The sequence below is a fragment of the Candidatus Polarisedimenticolaceae bacterium genome, from assembly GCA_036376135.1.
Lineage (GTDB): Bacteria > Acidobacteriota > Polarisedimenticolia > Polarisedimenticolales > DASRJG01 > DASVAW01.
In genome coordinates this window covers 1-23,190 of sequence record DASVAW010000168.1, presented here as the reverse complement: position 1 = coordinate 23,190, position 23,190 = coordinate 1, and the positions used below count along the sequence as shown (strand labels likewise).

The 23,190-nt window shown below is 71.8% G+C and carries 16 protein-coding genes; 3 read left to right on the top strand and 13 right to left on the bottom strand.

Going from position 1 to position 23,190, the window contains the following annotated elements:
• Window positions 1-26: 26 nt before the first annotated feature.
• The gene (gene ettA, locus VF139_18740; protein ID HEX6853440.1) at window positions 27-1,685 is read right to left on the bottom strand and encodes an energy-dependent translational throttle protein EttA; all 1,659 of its coding nucleotides are present in this window, start codon (window positions 1,683-1,685) and stop codon (window positions 27-29) included.
• An 80-nt stretch (window positions 1,686-1,765) separates the two neighbouring features.
• Complete coding sequence (locus VF139_18735) at window positions 1,766-2,404, bottom strand: hypothetical protein (protein HEX6853439.1); 639 nt, start codon at window positions 2,402-2,404, stop codon at window positions 1,766-1,768.
• A 113-nt stretch (window positions 2,405-2,517) separates the two neighbouring features.
• Between VF139_18735 and VF139_18730 the strand changes: the two genes are divergently transcribed.
• Complete coding sequence (locus tag VF139_18730; protein HEX6853438.1) at window positions 2,518-3,888, top strand: tryptophanase; 1,371 nt, start codon at window positions 2,518-2,520, stop codon at window positions 3,886-3,888.
• A gap of 4 nt (window positions 3,889-3,892) precedes the next feature.
• Here VF139_18730 and VF139_18725 read toward each other — a convergent pair whose 3' ends face one another.
• The 8 genes from VF139_18725 to VF139_18690 all read right to left on the bottom strand — a co-directional run bounded on the left by VF139_18725 (window position 3,893) and on the right by VF139_18690 (window position 14,274).
• Window positions 3,893-7,018 carry an efflux RND transporter permease subunit gene (locus VF139_18725; GenBank protein ID HEX6853437.1) on the bottom strand — a complete coding sequence of 1,042 codons (3,126 nt, stop codon included), beginning with the start codon at window positions 7,016-7,018 and terminating at the stop codon, window positions 3,893-3,895.
• On the bottom strand, window positions 7,015-8,136 hold the full coding sequence (locus tag VF139_18720) for an efflux RND transporter periplasmic adaptor subunit (GenBank protein ID HEX6853436.1): 1,122 nt from the start codon (window positions 8,134-8,136) through the stop codon (window positions 7,015-7,017). The genes VF139_18725 and VF139_18720 overlap by 4 nt, the downstream gene beginning before the upstream one ends.
• Window positions 8,136-9,536: a TolC family protein gene (locus tag VF139_18715; protein HEX6853435.1), complete on the bottom strand. Its 1,401-nt coding sequence runs from the start codon at window positions 9,534-9,536 to the stop codon at window positions 8,136-8,138. Before VF139_18715 ends, VF139_18720 begins: the two co-directional genes overlap by 1 nt.
• A gap of 87 nt (window positions 9,537-9,623) precedes the next feature.
• Entirely contained in the window at window positions 9,624-10,337 is a 714-nt protein-coding gene (locus VF139_18710) for an ABC transporter ATP-binding protein (GenBank protein ID HEX6853434.1), read from the bottom strand.
• Complete coding sequence (locus tag VF139_18705) at window positions 10,334-11,119, bottom strand: ABC transporter ATP-binding protein (protein ID HEX6853433.1); 786 nt, start codon at window positions 11,117-11,119, stop codon at window positions 10,334-10,336. Before VF139_18705 ends, VF139_18710 begins: the two co-directional genes overlap by 4 nt.
• Window positions 11,116-12,171: a branched-chain amino acid ABC transporter permease gene (locus tag VF139_18700; protein ID HEX6853432.1), complete on the bottom strand. Its 1,056-nt coding sequence runs from the start codon at window positions 12,169-12,171 to the stop codon at window positions 11,116-11,118. The genes VF139_18705 and VF139_18700 overlap by 4 nt, the downstream gene beginning before the upstream one ends.
• The gene (locus VF139_18695) at window positions 12,168-13,094 is read right to left on the bottom strand and encodes a branched-chain amino acid ABC transporter permease (GenBank protein ID HEX6853431.1); all 927 of its coding nucleotides are present in this window, start codon (window positions 13,092-13,094) and stop codon (window positions 12,168-12,170) included. Before VF139_18695 ends, VF139_18700 begins: the two co-directional genes overlap by 4 nt.
• A gap of 19 nt (window positions 13,095-13,113) precedes the next feature.
• A complete protein-coding gene (locus VF139_18690; GenBank protein HEX6853430.1) occupies window positions 13,114-14,274 on the bottom strand; it encodes an ABC transporter substrate-binding protein in 1,161 nt (386 codons plus the stop codon).
• Between the two features lie 95 nt (window positions 14,275-14,369).
• Between VF139_18690 and ppk1 the strand changes: the two genes are divergently transcribed.
• On the top strand, window positions 14,370-16,571 hold the full coding sequence (ppk1, locus tag VF139_18685; protein ID HEX6853429.1) for a polyphosphate kinase 1: 2,202 nt from the start codon (window positions 14,370-14,372) through the stop codon (window positions 16,569-16,571).
• Here ppk1 and VF139_18680 read toward each other — a convergent pair.
• Genes VF139_18680 through VF139_18670 form a run of 3 tightly spaced genes read right to left on the bottom strand, consistent with a single transcriptional unit; the run spans window position 16,568 to window position 21,506 of the window.
• On the bottom strand, window positions 16,568-17,842 hold the full coding sequence (locus VF139_18680; GenBank protein HEX6853428.1) for a saccharopine dehydrogenase C-terminal domain-containing protein: 1,275 nt from the start codon (window positions 17,840-17,842) through the stop codon (window positions 16,568-16,570). The two genes, ppk1 and VF139_18680, sit on opposite strands and share 4 nt — an antisense overlap.
• A complete protein-coding gene (locus VF139_18675; GenBank protein ID HEX6853427.1) occupies window positions 17,839-19,170 on the bottom strand; it encodes a bifunctional lysine ketoglutarate reductase /saccharopine dehydrogenase family protein in 1,332 nt (443 codons plus the stop codon). The genes VF139_18680 and VF139_18675 overlap by 4 nt, the downstream gene beginning before the upstream one ends.
• 29 nt (window positions 19,171-19,199) lie before the next feature.
• On the bottom strand, window positions 19,200-21,506 hold the full coding sequence (locus VF139_18670) for an ATP-dependent helicase C-terminal domain-containing protein (protein ID HEX6853426.1): 2,307 nt from the start codon (window positions 21,504-21,506) through the stop codon (window positions 19,200-19,202).
• An 89-nt stretch (window positions 21,507-21,595) separates the two neighbouring features.
• On the opposite strand from VF139_18670, the gene VF139_18665 reads away from it, so the two are divergent.
• A partial coding sequence (locus VF139_18665) for a DUF3857 domain-containing protein (GenBank protein ID HEX6853425.1) occupies window positions 21,596-23,190 on the top strand: 1,595 nt, incomplete at its 3' end.

Here is a 23,190-nt window from a genome sequence, read left to right as displayed (position 1 = left end):
GGATCTCGCTCCTCCCTCGAAGGGGCCTACCTCACCAGCGGCTTGTACTTGATCCGGTGCGGCTGGTCGGCCTCGGCCCCCAGCCGCCGGTGCCGGTCGGCCTCGTAGTCCTGGTAGTTCCCCTCGAACCACACGACCTGGCTGTCCCCCTCGAACGCGAGGATGTGCGTCGCGATGCGGTCGAGGAACCAGCGGTCGTGCGAGATCACGACGGCGCACCCGGGGAAGTCGATCAGCGCCTCCTCGAGCGCGCGCAGCGTGTCGACGTCGAGGTCGTTGGTCGGCTCGTCGAGCAGGATCACGTTCGCGCCGGTCTTCAGGACGCGCGCGAGGAGGACGCGGTTGCGCTCGCCGCCGGAGAGCTGGCTGAGGAGCTTCTGCTGGTCCCCCCCCTTGAAGTTGAACCACGAGCAATACGCCCGCGAGGGGACCTGGCGTTTCCCGAGGACGATCTGGTCGTTCCCTTCGGAGATCGCCTTCCAGACGGTGTCGTCGGGGTTGAGGACGTCCCGGCTCTGGTCGACGTAGGCGAGCTTGACCGTCTCGCCGATCCGGATCGTGCCGGAGTCCGGCTGCTCCTGGCCGACGATCATCCGGAACAGCGTCGTCTTGCCGGCGCCGTTCGCGCCGATGACGCCCACGATGCCGCCCGGCGGGAGCCGGAAGCTCAACTTGTCGATCAGCAGGTTGTCGCCGTACCCCTTCGTGAGGTTCTCGGCGTCGATGACGTTGTCTCCCAGCCGCGGACCGGGCGGGATGCGCAGCTGCTCGAGGACCTCCGTCGAGCGCTCGTACGCCTCCTCCTCCTGGACCAGCTTCTCGAAAGCCGTGATGCGCGCCTTGCTCTTCGCCTGGCGGGCGCGAGGGGACATGCGCACCCATTCGAGCTCGTGCTGCAGGGTGCGCGAGCGCGAGGCGGACGCCTTCTCCTCCTGCTCCAGGCGCTTTTGCTTCTGCTCGAGCCAGGAGGAGTAGTTCCCCTCCCACGGGATCCCGGCGCCGCGGTCGAGCTCGAGGATCCAGCCGGCGACGTTGTCGAGGAAGTAGCGATCGTGGGTGATCGCGATGACCGAGCCCGGGTACTCCTTGAGGTGGCGCTCGAGCCAGGCGACCGACTCCGCGTCGAGGTGGTTCGTCGGCTCGTCGAGCAGGAGCAGATCGGGCTGCTGGAGGAGCAGGCGGCAGAGCGCCACGCGGCGCCTCTCGCCTCCGGACAACCTGTCCACCGCCGCGTCTCCGGGAGGGCAGCGCAGGGCGTCCATCGCGATCTCGAGCTGGGTGTCGAGGTCCCACAGGTTGTGGGCGTCGATCTGATCCTGGAGCTTGGCGGCCTCGTCCGCGGTCTCGTCCGAGTAGTTCGCCATCAGCTCGTTGTAGCGGTCCAGGATCGCCTTCTTCGCCGCGACCCCCTCCTCGACGTTGCCGAGGACGGTCTTGGCGGGATCCAGCTGGGGCTCCTGAGGGAGCATCCCGACCCTGGCGGTCTTGGCGGGGAAGGCCTCGCCGTCGAAGTTCGGGTCGAGGCCGGCCATGATCCTCAGGAGCGACGACTTGCCGGCTCCGTTGTGGCCGATGACGCCGATCTTGGCGCCCCAGAAGAACGACAGCCAGATGCCCTTCAGGATCTCCCGCTTGGGCGGGACGATCTTCCGGACGTTCTTCATCGTGAAGATGATCTCGGGCATCGACGATCCTCTTGGATTGTGGGGGTTTCGGACGGGCGGATGGTAGCAGCGGTCGGCTTGCGCGGGCCAGAGGGGAGGGGTCAGCTCTCGACGTAGTGAAGCTCCAGGCAGAGCCGACACAACTCGTGGGAGACCCGGCGCGGGACCGCGGCGATCCAGGCGGCGACCCAGTCCCAGCGGCTCGGGTCGTCGACGCGGCGGACCCGGCGGCAATGCCCGCACTGGCGGAGGAGCCCCCGGGCGTCGAGGTAGCTCGCGGGGTCGGCTTGGACGTCGTCCCCGCGGTCGGCGTGCGGGACGATCCCCTGCGGGGCGTGGGTGAGAAGCAGGCCGCGCCGGTCGCCGACGGGGATCACCTCGAGATGGTAGGTGCGGTCGAGCGTCACCGACGGGCACCGGTAGATGTGCCTCCAGGGACGCCCGGTCTCGAGGACCCGGCGCAGCGCGATCTCGTAGTAGGGCCGCTGCGGCCCCGAGATGCCGTCGCCCATCGCGCAGCCGAGCCCGAAGCGGCCGGCGAAATCGGGGGGGGCGCCGTTCTCCTCGGCGAAGCGCCACCATGCGTGGTTGACGAGGGCGATCGTGAGGTCGGGCCAGAGGCCGCAGACGGTCGCGCGCTCGCGCGCGATCGCGTCCAGCCTTCGCCCGGTGAGCCGGACGGCGAACGCCGCGTCGGCCTCGTACCCTTCGGGTGCGGTGGATCGGGCACGCGGGTGCACGTGGAGAATCTACCGTTTCCGTCCGCGTCCGGCCCCATGATCTAGGTCACGGGGCGGCGGGGCGCGGATGGACCAGCATCCCGTTCCTCGTTCGGCATTCGGGGAGGTGACCCTTGAAGACGATCATCGAGCCCTTCCGCATCAAGGTCGTGGAGCCGATCCGGCTGACCACGCGGGAGGAGCGCCGGGGCCTGCTCGAGAAGGCCGGGTGGAACCTGTTCAAGATCCCCGCGGACGACATCCTGATCGATCTCCTCACCGACTCCGGGACCGGCGCGATGTCGGCCGAGCAGTGGGCGGGAATCATGCGCGGCGACGAGTCGTACGCAGGGGCGCGATCGTGGTTCCGATTCGAGGCGCGCGTGAAGGAGCTGACCGGGTTCCGCCACGTGATCCCGACGCACCAGGGGCGGGCGGCGGAGCGCATCCTCTTCGCGTGCCTCGGGGTGCAGGGACAGGTCGTCGTCGCGAACACCCACTTCGACACGACGCGCGCCAACGTCGAGTATCTCGGCGGGCGATCGATCGACATCCCGATCCCCGAGGCCCTCGAGCCGCAGGCGCACCACCCGTTCAAGGGGAACATGGACCTCGAGGCCCTCGCGCGGCTCCTCGGCGGGGCCGAGGGGCGCGTGGTGTGCGTCCTGATGACGGTGACCAACAACTCGGGGGGCGGCCAGCCCGCGTCGATGGCGAACATCCGCGGGGCGTCGGAGCTTTGCCGGAAGGCGGGTGTGCCGTTCTACCTCGACGCCTGCCGATTCGCGGAGAACGCGTACTTCATCCGGATGCGCGAGCACGGCTACGCGGGCCGCTCGGTCGAGTCGATCGCGAACGAGATGTTCTCGCTGGCCGACGGCGCGACTTTCTCGGCGAAGAAGGACGGGCTCGCGAACATCGGCGGGTTCCTCGCGACGAACGACGACCGCCTCGCCGGCCGCGAGGAGCAGCTGCTGATCCTGACCGAGGGATTCCCGACCTACGGCGGGCTCGCGGGGCGCGACCTCGAGGCGATCGCGGTCGGCCTGCGCGAGGTGGTGCACGAGGACTACCTCGAGTACCGGACCGCGTCCACGCGGTACCTCGGCGAGGGGCTCGTGCGCCAGGGGTTCCCGATCGTGCAGCCTCCGGGCGGGCACGCGGTGTACATCGACGCCGGGGCGTTCCTCCCGCACGTCCCGCCGACCGCGTTCCCCGCGCAGGCGCTCGCGTGCGCCTTCTATGAGGAGGGCGGGATCCGCGGGGTCGAGGTCGGCACGCTGATGTTCGGAGGCAAGGACCCCGCGACGGGCCGCGAGCGCACCGCGCGCCTGGAGTTGTTGCGCCTGGCGATCCCGCGACGCGTCTACACGCAAAGCCACGTGGACTACGTGATCGAGGTCGCGGGCGAGGTCGCGCGACGGCGCGAGGGGCTGCGGGGCCTCCGGATCGTGGAGGAGCCCCCCCAGCTGCGGCACTTCTCGGCGAGGCTGGAGCCGATCTGATCGGCTATCGGGGAACCTCTCCGGTCGCCGGCTCCGCGATCGAGCGGCCGGTGAGCGCGCCCAGCCGCCTGCGCGTCCACCCCTCGAACGCGTGCATGTACGTGAAGACGACGGGGGTCACGAACAGGGTCAGGGACTGGGAAAACAGGAGTCCCCCCACCACCGCCAGGCCGAGGGGCTGACGCGCCTCCGCGCCGGCGCCCAGGCCCAGGGCGATCGGCAGGGTCCCGAGCAGGGCGGCCATCGTCGTCATCATGATCGGGCGGAAGCGCACCAGGGACGCCTCGTGGATCGCGGCCGAGGCGTCCCCGGCGCCGTGGCGCATCGCCTCCATCGCGAAGTCCACCATCATGATCCCGTTCTTCTTCACGAGTCCCACGAGCAGGATGACGCCGACGAAGGCGAAGACCGAAAGCTCCTTGCCGAAGACCTGCAGGGTGACGAGCGCGCCGAATCCGGCGAAGGGGAGCGCCGAGAGGATCGTCAGCGGGTGGATGAAGCTCTCGTACAGGATCCCGAGGACGATGTAGATCACCACGACCGCGAGGAGCAGGAGCCACCCCAGCCCGCGCTGGGAGTCCTGGAAGGCCTGCGCGGTCCCCTGGAAACTCGTGGTCATCCCGGCGGGGAGGAGGTCGCGGGAGATCCGGGAGACCGCCTCGACGGCCTGGCTCAGGGCCGTGCCGGGAGCGAGGTCGAACGACACGGTCACCGACGGGAGCTGACCGGAGTGGCTGACGGTGAGCGGACCGACTCCGGTGTCGAGCCCGGCGACCGTGTCGAGCGGCACGAGCGCACCGGCGGCCGAGCGCACGTACAGCAGCGAGAGGGCCGACGGGTCCGCCTGGTACGGCTTGTCGACCTCGAGAATGACCTTGTAGGTGTTGTTCGGCGCGTAGATCGTGGAGACCTGCCGCGTCCCGAAGGCGCTGAAGAGCGCGTCCTCGACCTGCTCGACGGTGAGCCCGAGGGCCGAGGCCTTGTCGCGGTCGATCCGGACGTTCACGGTCGGGTTGCGCAGGAGCAGGTCGGTCGTGACGTCCCGCAGCTCGGGGAGCTTGCGCAGCTCGGCCTCGAGCCTCGGCCCGTAGGCGTAAAGGTCCGCGGTGACGGGACTCTGCAGGGTGAGCTGGTACTGGCTCTTGGTCAGCCGGCCTCCGAGGCGGATCGGCGGGGGGTTCTGGAAGAACACGCGCATGCCGGGGATCCCCGCCGTCGCCGCGCGGAGCTCCTGGATCACCTGCGCGACCGACGCCTTGCGCTCGTCGCGGTCCTTCAGGCGGATGAACAGGATCCCCTGGTTCGACCCCCCGATCCCGCCGCGCGAGCCGATCGAGGAGGTGAACCGGAGGACGTTCGGGTTTCGACGGACGATCGCGGCGACGGCCTCCTGGTGCGCGGTGAGCGCCTCGAAGCCGATCCCCTCCTGGGCCTCGGTGAATCCCACGATCGTGTTGTTGTCCTGGTCGGGGATGAAGCCCTTCGGGATGGCGCCGAAGAGCCAGACGGTCGCCGCCATCACGGCGAAGGTCCCCGCCATCACGACGCCGCGGTGCGCGAGCGACCACGTGAGGCCGCGGCCGTAGAGCGCGACCGAGGCCTCGTACCATCGTTCCGTCGTCCGGAAGAGCCGGCCGTGACGTCGCTCCCCCTCGGGCCTGAGGTAGCGGCTCGCCAGCATCGGCGTGAGCGTGAGCGAGATGAACCCCGACAGCAGCACCGCCACCGCGATCGTGATCGAGAACTCGCGGAACAGCCGGCCGAGGATCCCTCCGAGGAACAACACGGGGATGAACACGGCGACCAGGGAAAGCGTCATCGAGACGATCGTGAAGCCGATCTCGCTCGAGCCGTCGAGGGCGGCGCGCAGCGGGCTCTTCCCCATCTCGAGGTGGCGCACGACGTTCTCGAGAACGACGATCGCGTCGTCGACCACGAACCCGACCGACAGCGTGAGCGCCATCAGCGAGAGGTTGTCGAGGCTGAATCCGAGCGCGTACATGACCGCGAACGTGCCGAACAGCGAGAGGGGGAGCGCCAGGCTCGGGATCACGGTCGACGAGAGGTTCCGCAGGAACGCGAAGATCACGAGGACGACGAGCACGATCGTGCCGACGAGGGTCAGCTGCACGTCGTGCACCGCCTCGCGGATCGTCTCCGACCGGTCGAAGTTCACGTCGAGGGAGACCGAGGCGGGGATCTGCTCGCGGAACCGCGGGAGGAGGTCGCGCACCGCGCGGGCGACCTCCACGGTGTTGGTCCCGGGCTGACGCTGGATCGCGAGGATCAGCGCCCGTTTCTCGCCGAACCACGCGGCGGTCTTGTCGTTTTCGACGCCGTCGAGGACGCGCGCGACCTCCTCGAGCCGGACCGGTCTGCCGTCGCGGTAGGTGACGATCACGGGGCGGTACTGCGCCGCCTCGGAGAGCTGGCCGTCGGCCTCGACGGTGTAGGCGCGGTCGGGGCCGAACAGCGTCCCCGTGGGGAGGTTGGAGTTCGCCCCGCGCAGGGCGGCCGCCACCTCGTCGATCCCGATCCCGCGGGAGGCGAGCGCGTTCGGATCCGCCTGCACCCGCACGGCGTATTTCTGCGAGCCGAACACCTGGACCTGCGCGACCCCCTTCACCTGCGAGATGCGCTGCGCGACCGTCGTGTCGGCGTATTCGTTGAGCGTCCACGGCGCGAGGGTCGCGGAGGCCATCACGAGGTAGAGGATCGGCTGGTCGGCGGGGTTGACCTTCTGGTAGGAGGGCGGGGAGGGCATGTCCGGCGGGAGCTGGCGGACCGCGCGGGCGATCGCCGACTGCACGTCCTGGGAGGCGGCGTCGAGGTCGCGCGAGAGGTCGAACTGGAGGGTGACCTGCGTGAACCCCTGCGACGAGGTCGAGTTCATCGAGTCCAGCCCGGCGATCGTGGAGAACTCCCGCTCGAGTGGGGTCGCGACCGACGAGGCCATCGTCTCGGGGCTCGCGCCGGGAAGCGCAGCCGTGACCTGGAGCGTGGGGAAGTCGACGTTGGGGAGGTCGCTCACCGGGAGCAGGCGGAACGCCCCGATGCCGAACGCCAGCATCGCCGCCATCACGAGGGTCGTGGCGACGGGGCGCCGGATCCAGGGCCCGGAGACGTTCACGAGGACTTCCCGGCGGCGGGCTTCGCCTCGACGCGGGCGCCGGGAACGACGCGCAGCTGGCCGTCCGTGATCACCGTCTCGCCGGCGGCGAGGGCGCCGCGTACGATCGTGACGTCGTCCCGGGTGAAGGCGACCTCGACCGCGCGGGTCTCGGCCGTGCCGTCGGGCCGCACGACGAAGACGTACGTCCCCGACTGGCCGGTCTGGACCGCCGTGCGCGGGACCACGATCGCCCCCTTCAGCGATTCCAGGCGCAGCGCGACCTCGAGGTACTGCCCGGGCCAGAGCGCCCCGTCCGCGTTCTCGAAACGCGCCTTCAGTCGGATCGTGCCGCTCGCCCGGTCGACGGCGTTGTCCACGAGCACGACGCGGCCGATCGCGGCGTCGCCCCGTCCGTCCCGCGGACGTGCGGACACCTCGAGCCGCCCCTCGGCGTGGCGGGCCCGGATCTCCGCGAGGTGGCGCTCGGGGACGGCGAAGGCGACCTCGATCGGGCGCGTGGAGAGAATCGTGACGAGGGTGCGGTCGTCGTTGTCCTTCACGAGGTTCCCGCGCTCGACGAGCACGCGCCCCGCGCGCCCGGAGATCGGAGCGCGGATCGAGGCGTATTCGAGCTCGAGGCGGGCGCGCTCGACGTCCGCGTCGTTCCCGCGGATCGTCGCGCGCAGCGCTTCCGCCTGCGCGACGGCGTTGTCGTATTGCTCGCGGGTCACGTACTCCTGCTTCACGAGCCGCTCGTACCTGCGGACGTCTTCCTCGGCCTTCCGGAGCAGCGCCGCGTCGCGCGCGAGCCGCGCTTCCGCCTGCTCCAGGGCCACCCGGTACGGGCGCGGGTCGATCGTGAAGAGGAGCTGCCCGCGGGCCACCTCCGTCCCCTCGGCGAAGTGGACTCCGACGATCTCCCCCCCCACGCGGGGCTGGATCGCCACCGATTCGACCGCCTCCGCGTTGCCGATGGCGACGACCTCCACCGGCACGTCCCGGGTCTCCACGGTCCCCGTCACGACGGGGACGGGGGCGACGGCGCGCGCCGCCGCGGTTCCGCCCCCCGAGCAGCCGGCCGCGGCCGCCGCGGCGACGGGAAGGGCGAGAAGGCGCAGCGCGACGGGGAGGTTCATCACGGGCTCCCTCCTGGGGAGGCGGGCGGAGCGAGGGTGCCGGTGGCGGCGGCGAGCCGGGCCCTGGCGACGAGCCAGTCGACGCGCGCGGTGATCTCCTGCGCGCGGGCCCTCGCGAGGGCTCCCTGGGCGGCGAGCAGGTCGAGGAGGTTCCCGACGCCCTCCCGGTAACGGCCGAGCGCGACCTCCTCCGAGGCCTCCGCGCTCGCCAGCAGGTCGCGGCTGGTGACCACGCGCTGACCGGCGGTCTCGAGCTCGTAGAAGGCGGTCCACACCTCGAGCACGACGGCCTGTTCGAGGGCGCGGGCGTCCTCGGCGGCGACGGCGACGGTCTCCTTCGCCTTGGCGACGTCGTAGGTGTTGCGGTACCCGGTGAAGACCGGAATGTGGAGTCGGAGCGCCGCGCTCCACACGTCCGCGGAGTCGCCGAAGGTGTCGGGGTCGTACCAGTCCCTCCCCGCGCTTCCCGAGAAGGACAGGCGCGGGAGCCCTTCCCCCCTCGCGCGGCGGACCTCGGCCTGCGCGGCGAGCCAGCTCTCGCGCGCGGCGGCGAGGTCGGGGCGCCGGGAGGTCGCCTCCTCGAGGAGCGCCTCGACGTCGCGCACGGCCGTCTCGACCGGAATCTCGTCGGGGAGGGGCAGGGCGTCGAACGAGACGCTCACCGGAAGCCCCATCGCGGTCGCGAGGCCGCCGCGCAGCGATCCGATCCGCCCCTCGACCGACAGCCGGTCGAGGGTCGCCTGCGAATAGGCGGTGCGGGCCAGCAGGACGTCGGCGATCGTCGCGACCCCCGCGTCGCGACGGCGCTCGGCGGCCTCGAGGAAGGTGCGGGCTTCGTTCTCGCCGGTCCGGGCCGCCTCGAGCTGCGCCTTGGCGTCGAGGTAGTCGTAATACGCCTCGGTCGCCCGCAGGATGGAGCGCTGCACCGCGTCGCCGTGTTCCCACACGCGGGCGATCGCCTCGCGCCGGCCGGCCTCGACGTCGCCGGAACGTTCGCCGAAATCGAGGAGGATCCAGTCGACGGTGAGGGCGGGCCCCCACGTCGTCCCGACGTTGCTGAAGCGCCCGCCGAATCCGGCGCTGCGCGCGCGGACGGCGTCGACGGCGACGCCGACCACGGGAAAGTAGACCCAGGCGCGCGACGCGGCGTCGGCGGCGGCCTCGCGCGCGCGGTGCCACGCGCCGCGCGTGGCGGGATCGTTCCGGAGCGCCACGTCGATCACGTCGCCCAGCGAGAGGGCGTTGCGCCGCGCGACGAGCTCGGCCGGAACGTCGGGGGACGGCGAGACGGGCCCGCTCGGATAGCTCCCGGGGATCGCGGGGCGCGACGGCGACTCCGGCACGGGCGGCGAGGTGCCCAGCCAGGCGGCGAGCGCGAGCGGGACGAGCCGAAGGGGCATCGATCGTTCCCTCGTGACCCGGATTCCACGGAGTCGATCGCGCTCATTATGAACGGCCGCGCGCGACGGCGCCGCCGCGGGCGGGGGTCAGAGGCCCCCGAGGTAGGCGCGGCGGACCTCCTCGCTCGCGGCGAGGTCTTTCGCCTTCCCTTCCGCCGCGACCGAGCCCGTCTCCAGGACGTAGGCGCGATGGGCGACCTGGAGCGCCATGTGCGCGTTCTGCTCGACGAGGAACACCGTCGTCCCCGAGGCGTTGATCTCGCGCACCACGCGGAAGATCGTCTGGACGAGCTGCGGGGCGAGGCCGAGCGACGGCTCGTCGAGCAGGATCACGCGGGGGCGCGCGAGCAGCGCGCGTCCGATCGCGAGCATCTGCTGCTCGCCGCCGGAGAGCGTGCCGGCGCGCTGCGCGAGCCGCTCCTTCAGCCGCGGGAACAACGCGAAGACCTTCTCGCGGTCGGCCCCGACCTCGCGGTCGCGTCGCGTGTAGGCGCCCAGGTCGAGGTTCTCGTCCACGGTGAGATTCGCGAAGATCCCGCGCCCCTCGGGCACGTGCGCGAGCCCCGCGAGGAGGATCTGGTCCGGCCGCCGGCCGCGCAGGTCCCGGCCGTCGAAGCGGATCGACCCGCGCGTCGGACGGATCATCCCGGAGATCGCGCGCAGCGTCGTCGACTTGCCGGCGCCGTTGCCGCCGATGAGGGTCACGATCTCGCCCTGCTCGACTCGAAGCGACACCCCGCGCAGGGCGTGGATCGCGCCGTAGTGGACGTCGAGTCCCTCGACCTCGAGGAGCGCCATCATCCCTCCGCCTGCTGGGGCTCGCCGAGGTAGGCCTCGATCACCGCGGGGTCCTTCTGGATCGCCTCGGGAGGGCCGCAGGCGATCGTCACGCCGTGGTCGAGCACGGTGATCCGCTCGCAGATCTCCATGACGAGACCCATGTCGTGCTCGATCAGCAGCACGCCGACCCCGAACTCGGCGGGGAGGCGGCGGATGAGACGCGCCAGGGCCGCCGTCTCCGCGGGGTTCATGCCCGCGGCCGGCTCGTCGAGGAGCAGGCAGCGCGGCCCGGTGGCGAGGGCGCGGGCGATCTCCAGGCGTCGCTGGTCGCCGTAGGGGAGGCCTCGCGCCTCCTCGTGCGCGCGGCGCTCGAGGTCGAACAGGCGCAGCAGCTCGCGGCCGCGCGCCTCGTCGTCGGCCTCCCGGCGCCGGACCGACGGGACGCGCAGGAGCGTCGCGAGCAGGCCGTGATCGCTCCGGCAGTGCCGCGCGACGCGCACGTTGTCGAGCACCGACAGGTCGGGGAACAGGCGGATGTTCTGGAAGGTCCGGGCGAGGCCGGCCCGCGCGATGCGGCTGGGCCGCATGCCGGCGAGCTCGGTCCCCGCGAGCGCGAACGACCCGGCATCCGGGCGGTAGACCCCGGTGAGCACGTTGAACGCCGTCGTCTTCCCCGCGCCGTTCGGTCCGATCAACCCGTGCAGCCCGCCCTCGGGGAGCTCGAGCGAGAAGTCCTGGAGCGCCTTGAGGCCGCCGAAGGCGACGCAGACCCCGCGGACGCGCAGGACCGGCGCCGGGCTCACGCCGACTCCTTGCGCCGCCGGAGGAACGGGACGACGTCCCCGAGCTCGCGCAGGCCGAACAGGCCTTGCGGACGGACGATCATCATGAGGATGAGCAGGAGCGCGTAGACCGGCATGCGCCACTGCGCGAAGTCGCGAAGGGCCTCGGGGAGGACCGTCAGCACGATCGCCGCGGCGACGCACCCCGAGATCGATCCCATGCCGCCCAGCACGACCATGATCACGATGTCGAAGGACTTCTGGAAGCCCAGCTCCCGCGGGTTGAGCGACGTTCCGACCTCGTGTGCGAACAGTCCCCCCGCGATCCCGGCGAACCCGGCCGCGAGCACGAACGCGAGCACCTTGTAGCGCGTCGTCGGGACCCCCACCGCCTCGGCGGCCACCTCGTTCTCGCGGATCGCGAGCATGCTCCGGCCGATGCCGGAGTCCTTCAGGCGCGCGGCGACGAACAGCGTCACGGCGACGAAGACGCCCACCCACAAAAGGTCCGTGTAGTAGGGGATCCCGGTGAAGCCGAGCGAGCCTCCCAGGCTCGTCGCCAGCTTCGCGGGGGAGGCCGCCCGTACCTCGTCGGCCGTGGCCAGCACGTCCCCGCTGCGCTGGAGGAGCACGCGCACGATCTCGCCGAAGCCCAGGGTCACGATCGCCAGGTAGTCACCCCGAAGCCGCAGGGACGGAAGCCCGACGGCGAGCCCGGCGAGCGCCGCCGCGAGCCCCCCGGCGACGCACGACGCGACGAACAGCGCGTCCCCCGTCGAGACCAGCCCCGGCACCGGCTGCGCGGAGCCGAAGGCCGCGAACGACCCGTAGTAGGTGATCGCGCCCGCGGTGTAGCCGCCGACCGCCATGAAACCGGCGTGACCGATCGAGAACTGTCCCGTGTAGCCGTTCACGATGTTGAGGGAGACCGCCAGGATCACGTTGATCCCGATGTCCATGAGCAGCTTCCCGTAGAACGGGCCGATCCACGTCGCGGCGACGGACTGCACGGCGACCGCGAGGGCGATCCCGAGGAGGAGCGGGACGAACCCGCGCAGGAACGGTCCGGTCATACCTTCTCCGCCGTCGCCCGGCCGAGGATCCCGCTGGGCCGGACGAGCAGCACGACGATCAGCAGGGAGAAGACGTAGATGTCGCGCAGGTGCGGGGAGAGGTAGGCGGCGCCGAACATCTCCACGAGTCCGATCAGCACGCCGCCGAGCATCGCGCCGCGCACGTTGCCGATCCCGCCGACGACGGCGGCGACGAAGGCCTTGAGGCCGAGCAGGACCCACGTCGCGTGCGCGGGCTGGTTGAGCCCCGGGTACTTCATCGCGTACAGGAACCCCGCCGCCGCCGCGAGCATCGAGCCGAGCACGAAGGTGAAGGAGATCACCCGGTCGACCGGGATTCCCATGAGGGCGGCGACGCGCGTGTCGAAGGCGCAGGCGCGCATCGCGCGCCCGAGGCGCGTCCGGTAGATCAGCGCCTCGAGAGCGAGCATGAGCACGACGGCCGTCGCGGCGCCGGCGAGGTCCACGAGCCCGAACCGGACTCCCGCCGCCTCGAACAGCGTCGTGTCGGGAAGCAGGCTCGGCATCCGCTGGGGCTGGGTCCCGAACATCCACGGGAGCTGGCCGACGTTCTGGAGGAACAGCGAGACCCCGATCGCGGTGATCAGCACGTTGAGCCGCGGCGCCGCGCGCAGCGGCCGGTACGCGAAGCGCTCGATGACGAACCCGAGCGCGCCGCACGCGAGCATCGCCCCGAGGAGGATCGCGAACCCCGCCGCCGGGGAGGGGGCGGATGTCGCCCCGGCGAGGCCGAACGCCAGGGCGAGCGTGTAGGAGACCCACGCGCCCACGACGAAGACGTCGCTGTGCGCGAAGTTGATGAACTGCAGGATGCCGTAGACCATCGTGTAGCCCAGCGCGATCAGCGCGTACAGGCTGCCGACGGCGAGGCCGTCCGAGAGGGTCTGCAGGAGCTTCGTCACCGGCGGGGGCGGGAGGTCGTCACGGCTCGACGGTGGCGACGTAGACCGGGACGCCGCCCCGGACCTGCACGACGACCGCGGACTTCTGCGCGTCGCGGTTCGGGTCGATCGTGATGCGGCCGGTGACCCCGGGGAAGTCCCGGGTCGCGGCGATCGCGGCGGCGAGGTCGGCCCCCGACAGCGATTTCCCTCGGGCCATCGCGTCGAACAGGAGCCGCGCCGCGTCGTAGCCGAGCGCGGCCAGCCCGTCCGGGACCTGGCCGAACTTGGCGCGGTACCGCTGCACGAAGTTGTCGACCTCGGGGCGCTGGTCCTGGTGCGAGTAGTGGTTGGTGAAGTAGCTCCCCTCGATCGCCTCGCCCCCGATCGCCACGAGCTGCGTCGAGTCCCACCCGTCGCCGCCGAGCAGCGGCGCCTTCAGGCCGAGCTTGCGCACCTGGAGCGCGATGTTGCCCGCGTCGGTGTAGTAGCCGGGGACGTAGATCACCTCGGGGGCGGTCGCGCGGATCGTGGTCAGCTGCGCGCTGAAGTCCTGGTCGCCGCCGCCGTAGGCCTGTTCCGTCGTGATCGTCCCGCCGCGCGCGACGAACGCCTCCTTGAAGAAGTCCTTGAGCCCCTTCGAATAGGCCTGCCCCTGGTCGTAGAGGATCGCCGCGCGGCTGACCTTCAGATGGTCGCGGGCGAACTGCGCGGCGGCGCGCCCCTGGAACGAATCGAGGAAACAGACCCGGAAGACCTTGTCGCCGATCTGGGTGACCGCCGGGTTCGTCGAGGAGGGGGTGATCATCGGCACGCCGAACTGCTGGGCGACCCGCCCCCCCGCGATCGAAAGGGACGAGGCGACCTCGCCGAGGACCGCGACGACCTTGTCGTCGGTGATGAGCCGGGTGACCGCCGTCCCCGCCTCCTGGCTCTTCCCCTGGGTGTCGTAGGTCTTGAGCTCGATCCGGCGACCGGAAAGGCCGCCGGCCGCGTTGAACTCCTCGATCGCGAGGCGGATCCCGTTGTCGGTCGACTGCCCGAAGGTCGCCTCCGAGCCGGTCATCGAGCCGTAGTGGCCGATCAGGATCCCGTCGCTCGATCCGCCGCCCGGGGCGGAGGAGGGCGAGGGGGCGGAGCCGCCGCAACCGGCGAGGAGGAGCACGGGCAGGACGGCGCGCAGGAACTTCGAGGCGGTCATCGATGCGGATCCTCCGTCGGGCGGCGGGAAGGCTAACCCGGCCCCCCCGAATTGTCACTTGGCTCCGGGGTGCCTATGTTCTACAACCGTCGCGCGTGAGGATCCGACGCATCCACCGAAGCGCGGCTCCCGACGGGTCGACGGGCCGGACCGAAACGATGAACGACGTCGCGCCCGCCACGAGCCCCTCCGCCGGCCCCCCGGCGCTCGACGATCCGCGTCTGTACGCCAATCGCGAGTTGTCGCTGCTCGACTTCCAGTGGCGGGTGCTCGACGAGGCGAGGGATCCGGCGAACCCCCTGCTCGAGCGGGTGAAGTTCCTGTCGATCGTCGGATCGAACCTCGACGAGTTCTTCATGATCCGCGTCGCCGGCCTCATGCAGCAGGTCGAGGCGGGGGTGCTCGACCCCGGTCCCGACGGCCGGACGCCGGCCGTGGCGCTCGCCGACGTCCGGCGCGGCTGCGCGACGCTGATGCACGACGCGCGGGCGACCTTCCTGCACGAGCTCGTTCCCGCGCTCGCCGCGGCGGGGGTCGACCTGCTCGACTGGGAAGCCCTCGAGTCCGTCGAGCGCGCCGCGGCGAAGGCCTATTTCGACGAGAAGGTCTTCCCGGTCCTCACGCCGCTCGCGGTCGACCCCTCCCGCCCGTTCCCTCACATCTCGAACCTCACGATGAACCTCGCGGTCACGGTGCGCGACGCCGAGGGCGGGGAGCATTTCGCGCGGGTGAAGGTCCCGGGCACGCTTCCGCAGTGGGTGCTCGTGTCGCACCTCCCCGGAGTCGCCGAGCCGGGATCCCCGCCGCGGCGCCACCGATGGGTCCCGCTCGAGCAGATCGTCGTCGCGAACCTCGGCGACCTGTTCCCGGGGCTCGACGTCGTGGAGGTCCACCCCTTCCGCGTGACCCGGAACGCCGACGTCATCCTGCAGGAGCTCGAGGCGGGCGACCTGCTCGAGCAGATCGAGGAGGGCGTCCGCCAGCGCCAGTTCGGGTTCGTCACGCGGGTCGTGGTCGAGGCGGGAATGCCGGCCGGGACCCGCGAGCTGCTCCTGTCGAATCTCGAGGCGGACCGGGAGGACCTCTACGTCGTCGAGGGGCCGCTGGCGCTCAGCCACCTCATGGTCGTCTACGGCACCGACCGGCACGACCTCAAGGAGGCGCCGTTCCTCGCGACCGTCCCCGCGGCGCTCGAAGCCAAGGCGGACAAGAAGCCCGACCTCTTCGCGGCGATCCGTCGCGAGGACCTGCTCCTGCACCACCCCTTCGACTCGTTCACGCCGGTGGTGGACTTCCTCCGTCAGGCGGCGGCCGACCCCGACGTGCTCGCCATCAAGATGACGCTGTACCGCGTGGGGCGGAACGCGCCCGTGGTGCAGGCGCTGATGGAGGCGCGGGAGGAGGGAAAGCAGGTCACGGTGCTCGTCGAGCTCAAGGCCCGTTTCGACGAGGAGCGGAACATCGAGTGGGCGCGCGCGCTGGAGAACGAGGGCGTGCACGTCGTCTACGGCCTGCTCGGACTCAAGACGCACTCCAAGATCGCCCTCGTCGTGCGCCGCGAGGGGGAGCGCCTCCGCCGCTACGTCCATCTGTCGACCGGCAACTACAACGCGGTCACCGCGCAGCTCTACACCGACCTGGGCCTGCTGACCTGCAACGAGGAGATCGGCGCGGACGCCACGGACCTCTTCAACTTCCTGACCGGCTACTCCGCCAAGCGCGACTACCGCAGGCTGCTCGTCGCCCCCGTCAACCTCCGCGAGCGCCTCGAGAGCCTGATCGAGCGCGAGATCGCCCACGCGCGCGCCGGGGAGCCCGCGCACCTGATCTTCAAGATGAACTCGCTGGTGGACCGGCGGATGATCCGGCTGCTCTACGAGGCCTCGCAGGCCGGGGTCCGCGCCGACCTGATCTGCCGGGGGATCTGCGGGCTCGTTCCCGGCGTTCCCGGGGTCAGCGAGAACATCCGGGTCACGAGCATCGTCGGCCGGTTCCTCGAGCACAGCCGGGTGTATTACTTCCGCAACGCCGGCGACGAGCAGATCTGGCTCGGGAGCGCCGACCTGATGCCGCGCAACATCAACAACCGCGTCGAGGTGCTGTTCCCGGTCCTCGATCCGCGCCTGGTCGAGCTCTTGCGCTTCGAGGTCCTCGGGGCGTATCTCGCCGACAACGTGAAGGCGAGGTTCCTGCGTCCCGACGGAACGTGGGAACGCGTCCGCGCCGGCGACGGCGAGTCGCCCGTCAGCGCGCAGGGGTGGTTCCTCAAGCGACGGCTGCAGCCCCGCCAGGGCTAGAGCGCGGTCTCGGACTCCTCGAACCGCACCCCGAACGACTCCATCCCCGCGAGCACCGGCTCGTAGATCCCGGGGGCGACGGGGATGTGCACTCCCGCGAGGGGGAGGTCTCCGGACAGACGCAAGCGCACCGCGATCGACGCGGGGAGCGTGACCGTGCGCGCCATGGCCGAGTCGCCTCCGGGCTCGCCGAAGGCGACGAGGCGCGAGACCACGCGGCGTCGGGCGGCGCCGGCCGTCGCCTCGAAGCGGTGCTCCATCACGATCATGTCGCGCTCGCCGGGGGCGTAGGCGAGCCGCTCCTCGAGCAGGGCGCAGAGCAGGTCGATCGGCGCCGCCGCAGTCGTCCCGATCGGTCGGTCGGAAAAACAACCCGCCCACGCCAGCGCCGCGAAACGGGGATCCGAGGCGGTCGCGTCGGGAGCGAGCGCGCGCATCGCGTCCCGCCAGGTCGCGCCTTCCGGCCACGCCCGCGGCTCGACGTCGAGCAGGCCGATCCGTCCCACCTCCCGCAGGATCGCGCTCCAGCCGCGGTAACGGATCGTGCCGCGGAACATCGATCGCACGCCGTGCATCCCGTAGGTGTCGACGTACGGGAGCGAGTCCCGGTTCGGGTAGTACTCGAACGCGCCGATCCCGGGGACCTCCATGGGCGCGACCCGGTCGAACAGCCGGGGGCCGGGAACCTCCACGACCGCGCCGTTCTCGAGGAATCGCGCGGCGTTGCGCCCCGCGAGCAGGACGCCGCGGGGGCTCCACGAGAACTTGTACCCCCACGGGTTCGTCGCCGCCTCCGGGGCGGGAAGCCCTCCCGTCGAGCTCCAGAAGGAGACGAGCGTCGTCCCCTCGGCGCGAAGCCTCGCGAACACGCGCATCGCCGACATGTGATCGAGCCCCGGGTCGAGCCCGCACTCGTTGAGGAAGAGCAGGCCCGACGCCCGGGCCTCGTTGTCGAGCGCGCGCATCTCCGGGGAGACGTAGGAGGTCGTGACGAGGTCGCGGCGCAGGGCCAGGCACGCGCGGGCGACGGCGACGTGCCGCGTGTAGGGGAGCAGGCTCACGACGAGGTCGGCGTCGCGGACGAGGGCGCCCAGCGCGTCGTCGTCGTCGGCGTTCACCGAGGTCGCGCGGCCGTGCGGGACCCCCGCCACGAGCGCCTCGGCACGCTCCGGCGCCCGGTCGGCGACGGTGACGGGGATGCCGCGCGAGAGCAGGTCGCGGACGATCGGCCGGCTGACGAGGCCGGCGCCCAGGACGAGGACCCGTTTCATGCGGACCCTCCGCGACGGGGAGCCTCGGCGTCGACGTGCCTTTCGAGGTACGCGAACTCCGGGGTGAGGCGGCCGCGGTGGAGGATCAGCGCGCGCCGGATCTCGGGGGGAAGCGCGAGCGAGTCGAGAGGCGCGTCGAAGTCGCACCGCCCGAGCGCCGGGATGAACCGCACCAGCGCGTCGCCGAAGTACTGCGAGGCGTCGACCGGGATCTCGCAGGGAAGATTGTCCACCGCCAGGATCACCGGCCCTTTCCCCTCGATCCCGGAGGTCTCGCGGTCCGTGTCGGGGTTCCACACGAAGAAGGGGTCGCCCGGGGTCGTGATCCGCATCGTCGCCTCGATCGAGCCTTCGAGGTCGCACGAGATGTCGCCGATCACGCGCAGGCGAGGCGGCGTCGGCCCCGACCACAAGGCGCGAAGCTCCTCCTTGGAGGCGACGCGCGGCATGCCGGGGGCCCAGTAGATGCCGTTGACGAGCACGGTGAGGTACGGAAGGTGGCGCGCCATCGTGTTGCGGTACCGCGCGGGATTCGCGCGGAAGTCGGCGTCGTCGTACGGCGCGCCGTCCTCGCGCGCGACGCGATCGGCGCCGTCGAGGACCACGCGGTAGAGGATGTTGCGCGGCCGGTCCCTGTCGCCGGCGAGGTCGGCGAGGTCGTCGGGGGAGACGTCCTCCCAGGGAAGCTCGGAGAACATCTCGATCGCACCCTGCGAGACGTTCCCGGTGCCGGTGATCCCGACGACGAGGGGGTGCAGCTCCGGCGGGATGCCGTCGTGGCGGATGGCGTCGCCGACGCGGTCGAGGGCGTCGCGTACCTCGTCGAGGTCGGCGTATTCGTGCGCGAGCCGGATCGCGGCGAAGGGCGTCTCGATCCCCTCGCGCTCCAGCCGCCGCCCGAGGGCGTGCAGCGTGTCGATCATCCCGGCGTACCCCGCGTGCCGGCCGAAGAAGATCAGCCGCCTCCCGCGGTCGTCGGTGACCTTCTCGTAGTCCACGAGCGAGCAGCCGAGGTCCATCAGCCGCCGCAGCATGGGCATGTTCGAGGGCTGCCCCTTGAGGACGTGCGCGAAGTAGACGTAGGTCGTCCCCGCGATCATCCGGTCGAGCGGGACCTCCTTCACGCCGAGCACGACGCCGCACCCCGCGAGGTCCTCGGCGACCTCCGCGCCGACCGCGCGATAGGCGGGGTCGGGATAACAACGAAGGGGCGAGGGCTGCACCCGGACCTCGACGCCGTGTTCGCGACGGAGGACGGCGACGTGGTCGGGCGTGAGCGGGACGCGGCGCTCCCAGCGGTTCTTGTCCTCTCGACGGATGCCGATCATCGCCGCACAGGATAGACCCGAGGGGCAAGTCACTCCCGACGGCGCGTGCGGTGGGTCGCACGGGCGGTCCAGGGATCCTCCGGCCACGGGTGTCTCGGGTATCTCCCGCGCAGCTCGCGTCGCACCTCCGGGTAGGTGCGCTCCCAGAACGAACGGAGATCGCGCGTGGTCTGGACGGGGCGTCCGTTCGGCGCGAGCAGCTCGAAGACCAGGGGCTCCTTCCGGGGCCCCAGCCGCGGGGAGTCCGCAAGCCCGAACAGCTCCTGCAGCTTCACCGACGCCACCGCGCTGCCGTCGTCGCGGTAGTCGACGCGGGCGGATCGACCGCTCGGGACCGGCACCGTCTCGGGGGCCTCGCGGCGCAGCGCCTCGTGCTGCGCGCGCGGGAGGAGCGACGCGAGGTCGAGTGTCGGCACCTCCGTCGCGCCGGCGCAAGCCGCGAGCACCAGCGGCTCGAGGTCCACGTCGATCCCCGCGAACCGCAGGCGCCGCCGGAGCGCGACGCCGGCCTCCCCGAATCCGCGCTCGAGCACCGCGCGCGCGACGATCGCCGCCGCGACCCCGGGGTCGGGGGCGACGGGACGCCGCACGATCTCGATCGCGCCGAGCCGCTCGACCTCGACGGCGCGCACGCGGCTTCCCTCGAGGCGGTGGACGACCTCGCGCTCCCCCGGCGGAAGCCATTCCGGCTCGACGCGGCTCGCCGCGCGCACGATCGCCTCGGCGGTGCCCGCGCGCGATGCCGCCTCGAGGTCGAGGGCGACGAGGTATTCGCCCTCGCGCACGCCGCTTTCCCGCCCGAGGACCGCGCCGTGCCCCGAGCGCAGGCGCAGTCGCGGGGAGCCCGGCGCGCGCCTTTGCGCGAGCCGGTCCGCGTAGGCCTCGAACAACGCCCGCCGGAGCGGAACCGCGTCGCCGGCGTCCCCGCGCGGCACGCGTCGCGCGATCTCGCGGAGCTCATCGGCCACGCGCCGGACGGAGAAGGGGGCTTCGTCCAGTCGATCCACCCGGGCCGCCACGTCGCATTCGGTCGCGACGCTCGCCTCGCCGATCCGGAAGCGCTCGGTGAGCACGGCGCACGCCGCGGCGGCTTCCCGCGTTCCACCGGTCGCGACCAGCACGCGGGCGAGTCGCGGAGGCAGGGGAAACCGCGCGAGCGCGAGGCCGAGTCCCGTCACGCGGCCGCGTTCCACCGCGCCGAGCGCGGCGAGGAGCGCGATCGCGTTCTCGAGGCGCCGTTCGGGGGGAGGCTCGAACCACGGGAAGGTCCGCGGGTCGCCCCCCCACGCCAGCAGGTCGAGGACCGGCCCCGCGAGGTCGATGCGCTCGATCTCGGGCTCGCGCCGCTCGCGCAGCTCCTCGCGCGGGTCCCACAGCCGCGTGGCGATGCCCGGGCCGGTTCTTCCGGCGCGCCCCGCCCGCTGGTCGGCGGAGTCCCTCGAGACGCGCTCGGTCACGAGCCGGTCGAGGCCGAGCCCTTCATCCAGCCGCGCGACCTTGTGGCGACCGAGGTCGACGACGTGGCTCACCCCCTCCACGGTGATCGAGGTCTCGGCGACGTTGGTCGCGAGGATCACCTTCCGGCGCGAGGAGGGGGCGATCGCGCGGTCCTGCGCGTCGGGATCGAGCGAGCCGTGCAGCCCCAGCACGACCGCGTCCCCCGTGCGCCCTTCCAGCTCCCGCGCGAGCCGCGCGATCTCGGGGGCGCCGGGAAGGAACACGAGCACGTGTCCCGAGCCCTCGGCGATCGCCGCGCACACCGCGTCCGCGGGGGAGCGGTGCGGCTCGTGACGGATCTCGACCGGATGCGGGCGGTGCGCCACCTCGATCACCGGCGCGCCGCCGAGGTAGGCGGCGACGGGCCCCGGGTCCAGCGTCGCCGACATGACGACCAGCCGCAGATCGTCGCGGGCCTCGAACGCCTGCCTCGCCAGGGCCAGCGCGAGGTCGGCGTGGATCGAGCGCTCGTGGAACTCGTCGAGGACGACGGTCCGGAATCCCGAGAGGAGCGGGTCCTCGCGCAGTCGGCCGGTCAGCGTGCCTTCCGTCGCCACGAGCACCCGGGTGCGGGGCCCGAAGCGTCGCTCGAACCGGACCTGCCAGCCGACCTCCTCGCCGAGCGCCCACCCCCGCTCCTCGGCGATCCGGCGCGCGAGGGCGCGCGCGGCGACGCGGCGGGGCTGCAGGACCACGACCGGCCCGTCCTCCGCGAGCGCCGGCGGGACGCGCGTCGTCTTTCCCGCCCCCGGAGGGGCCACGACGACGAGCGCGCGTTTCGAGCGCACGAGGTCGACGATCCGGGGGAGCGCGCCGTCGATGGGAAGGGGCTCGCGCATGGGCCGGGAGGATACCGCCCGCTTGACCGACCGCGCGTTGACCCTGCGCGCGGGAGCGGGGATACTCCGTCCACCTCGGGGGATTGCCGATGATTCGAGCCGGTCGCGCGTTTGTCCTTCTGGCGGCGTTGCTGTCGCGCGTGTCGCCGTCGCCCGCCGCCGACGGCGACGCCGCCAAGCTTTTCCTGGGGCAGGGATTCCCGCCGATTCCCGAGGCGCATCGCGCGCTCGCGTCGGTCACGTATGCGCCGGGGAGCCCCGCGGTCGTCCTCCTCGAGGCCGAGCAGATCGAGCAGTCCTTGGAGGACGACGGCCAGTGGATCCAGCACATCGCCTACGTCCGGCGGGTGAAGATCCTGACCCCCGCCGGGGTCGACGCGTACTCCGATTTCGGGCTCGACCTCGAGACGGGACGGGTGAACAAGGTGTCGGCGCGCACGGTGCTCCCGGACGGCACCGTGGTGGACGCGGCGGACACGGTCTTTCGCGAGAAGCGCCGCGTCGGGAAGGACGTCGAGGTCGCGACGGTCCGCGTCGCCTTTCCCAAGGTCGAAGTCGGGGCGATCCTCGACGTCCGCATCGAGATGGGGAGCGACTATTGGCCCAACGAGCGGTGGCTTCTCCAGGAGGACATCCCGGTGCTCGAGAGCAGGCTCGTCCTGGTCTCGCCCGAGGGGCTGGGGATCCGCACCGCCGCGGTCAAGCTCACCCCCGAGGAGTCCCAGCCGAAGGTCGGGCGCCATCTGCGCGGGCGGCTTTACGCCTGGTCGTTCCGCGACGTCGAGCCGCTTCCCTCGTTCGCGCACCTGCCCGCGGGGGCCGACCTGTCGAAGGCGCTCATCCTCTACACCGTCAGCTTCAAGAACGAAGACGTCTACGTCGACGTCGGCTCCGACTGGCTGGGCTACGCCAAGGACCGGAAGAAGGGGCTGGACGCGTGGCTGAAACGGGGCGCAACCTCGGTCGCCGCGCTCGGGAGGGCCGCGGCCGAGGGGAAGGGCTCGGCGGTCGAGAAGGCGGAGTCGATCCGCCGTGCGCTTCGCGACAAGATCGTCGTCGACCACGCGAGCGCCTGGCGCTCGACCGAGTCTCCCGACGATCTGCTGAAGGCGGGGAGGGGAACCTCCGCCGACCTCGCGGCCGCGGCGGTCGTGGCGCTGCGCGCGGCGGGCGTCCGCGCGGAGCTCGCGCAGGTGAGGCGCCGGGGAACCGGTTCGCTCCCCGCCGATCTCCCGCTTCCGGTGCTCTTCAACGACGCGGTGGTGAGGATCGACACGGAGGGGGGCGCCGTGTGGTTCGTCCCGTCGTCGTCGCTTCCGGCCGGGACCGTCCCCTGGAGCTTCCGCGGCGTGCTCGCGGCGGTGGGGGACGGAACCAGCACCGCCCCCGTCCCGATACCCGACTTCAAGGCGGAGGAGAATCGGACGACGCGCACCGTCTACGCGACGCTCGGCGCCGACGGCTCGCTGAGCGCGGAAGAGACGGCGACCCACGTGGGTATCGCGGCGGCACGCTGGCGGGAGCGGCTCGAGCCGCTCGACGAAAGCGAACGCAGGCTCGCGATCCTCGACGAGCTGCGCGAAGCGGTTCCCGGCGCCGAGATCGACACGTTGGCCGTGGAGGGGATGGGCGATCCGACGAAGGACCTCGTCATCCGCTCGACGTGGCGCGCGGCGGCGTACGC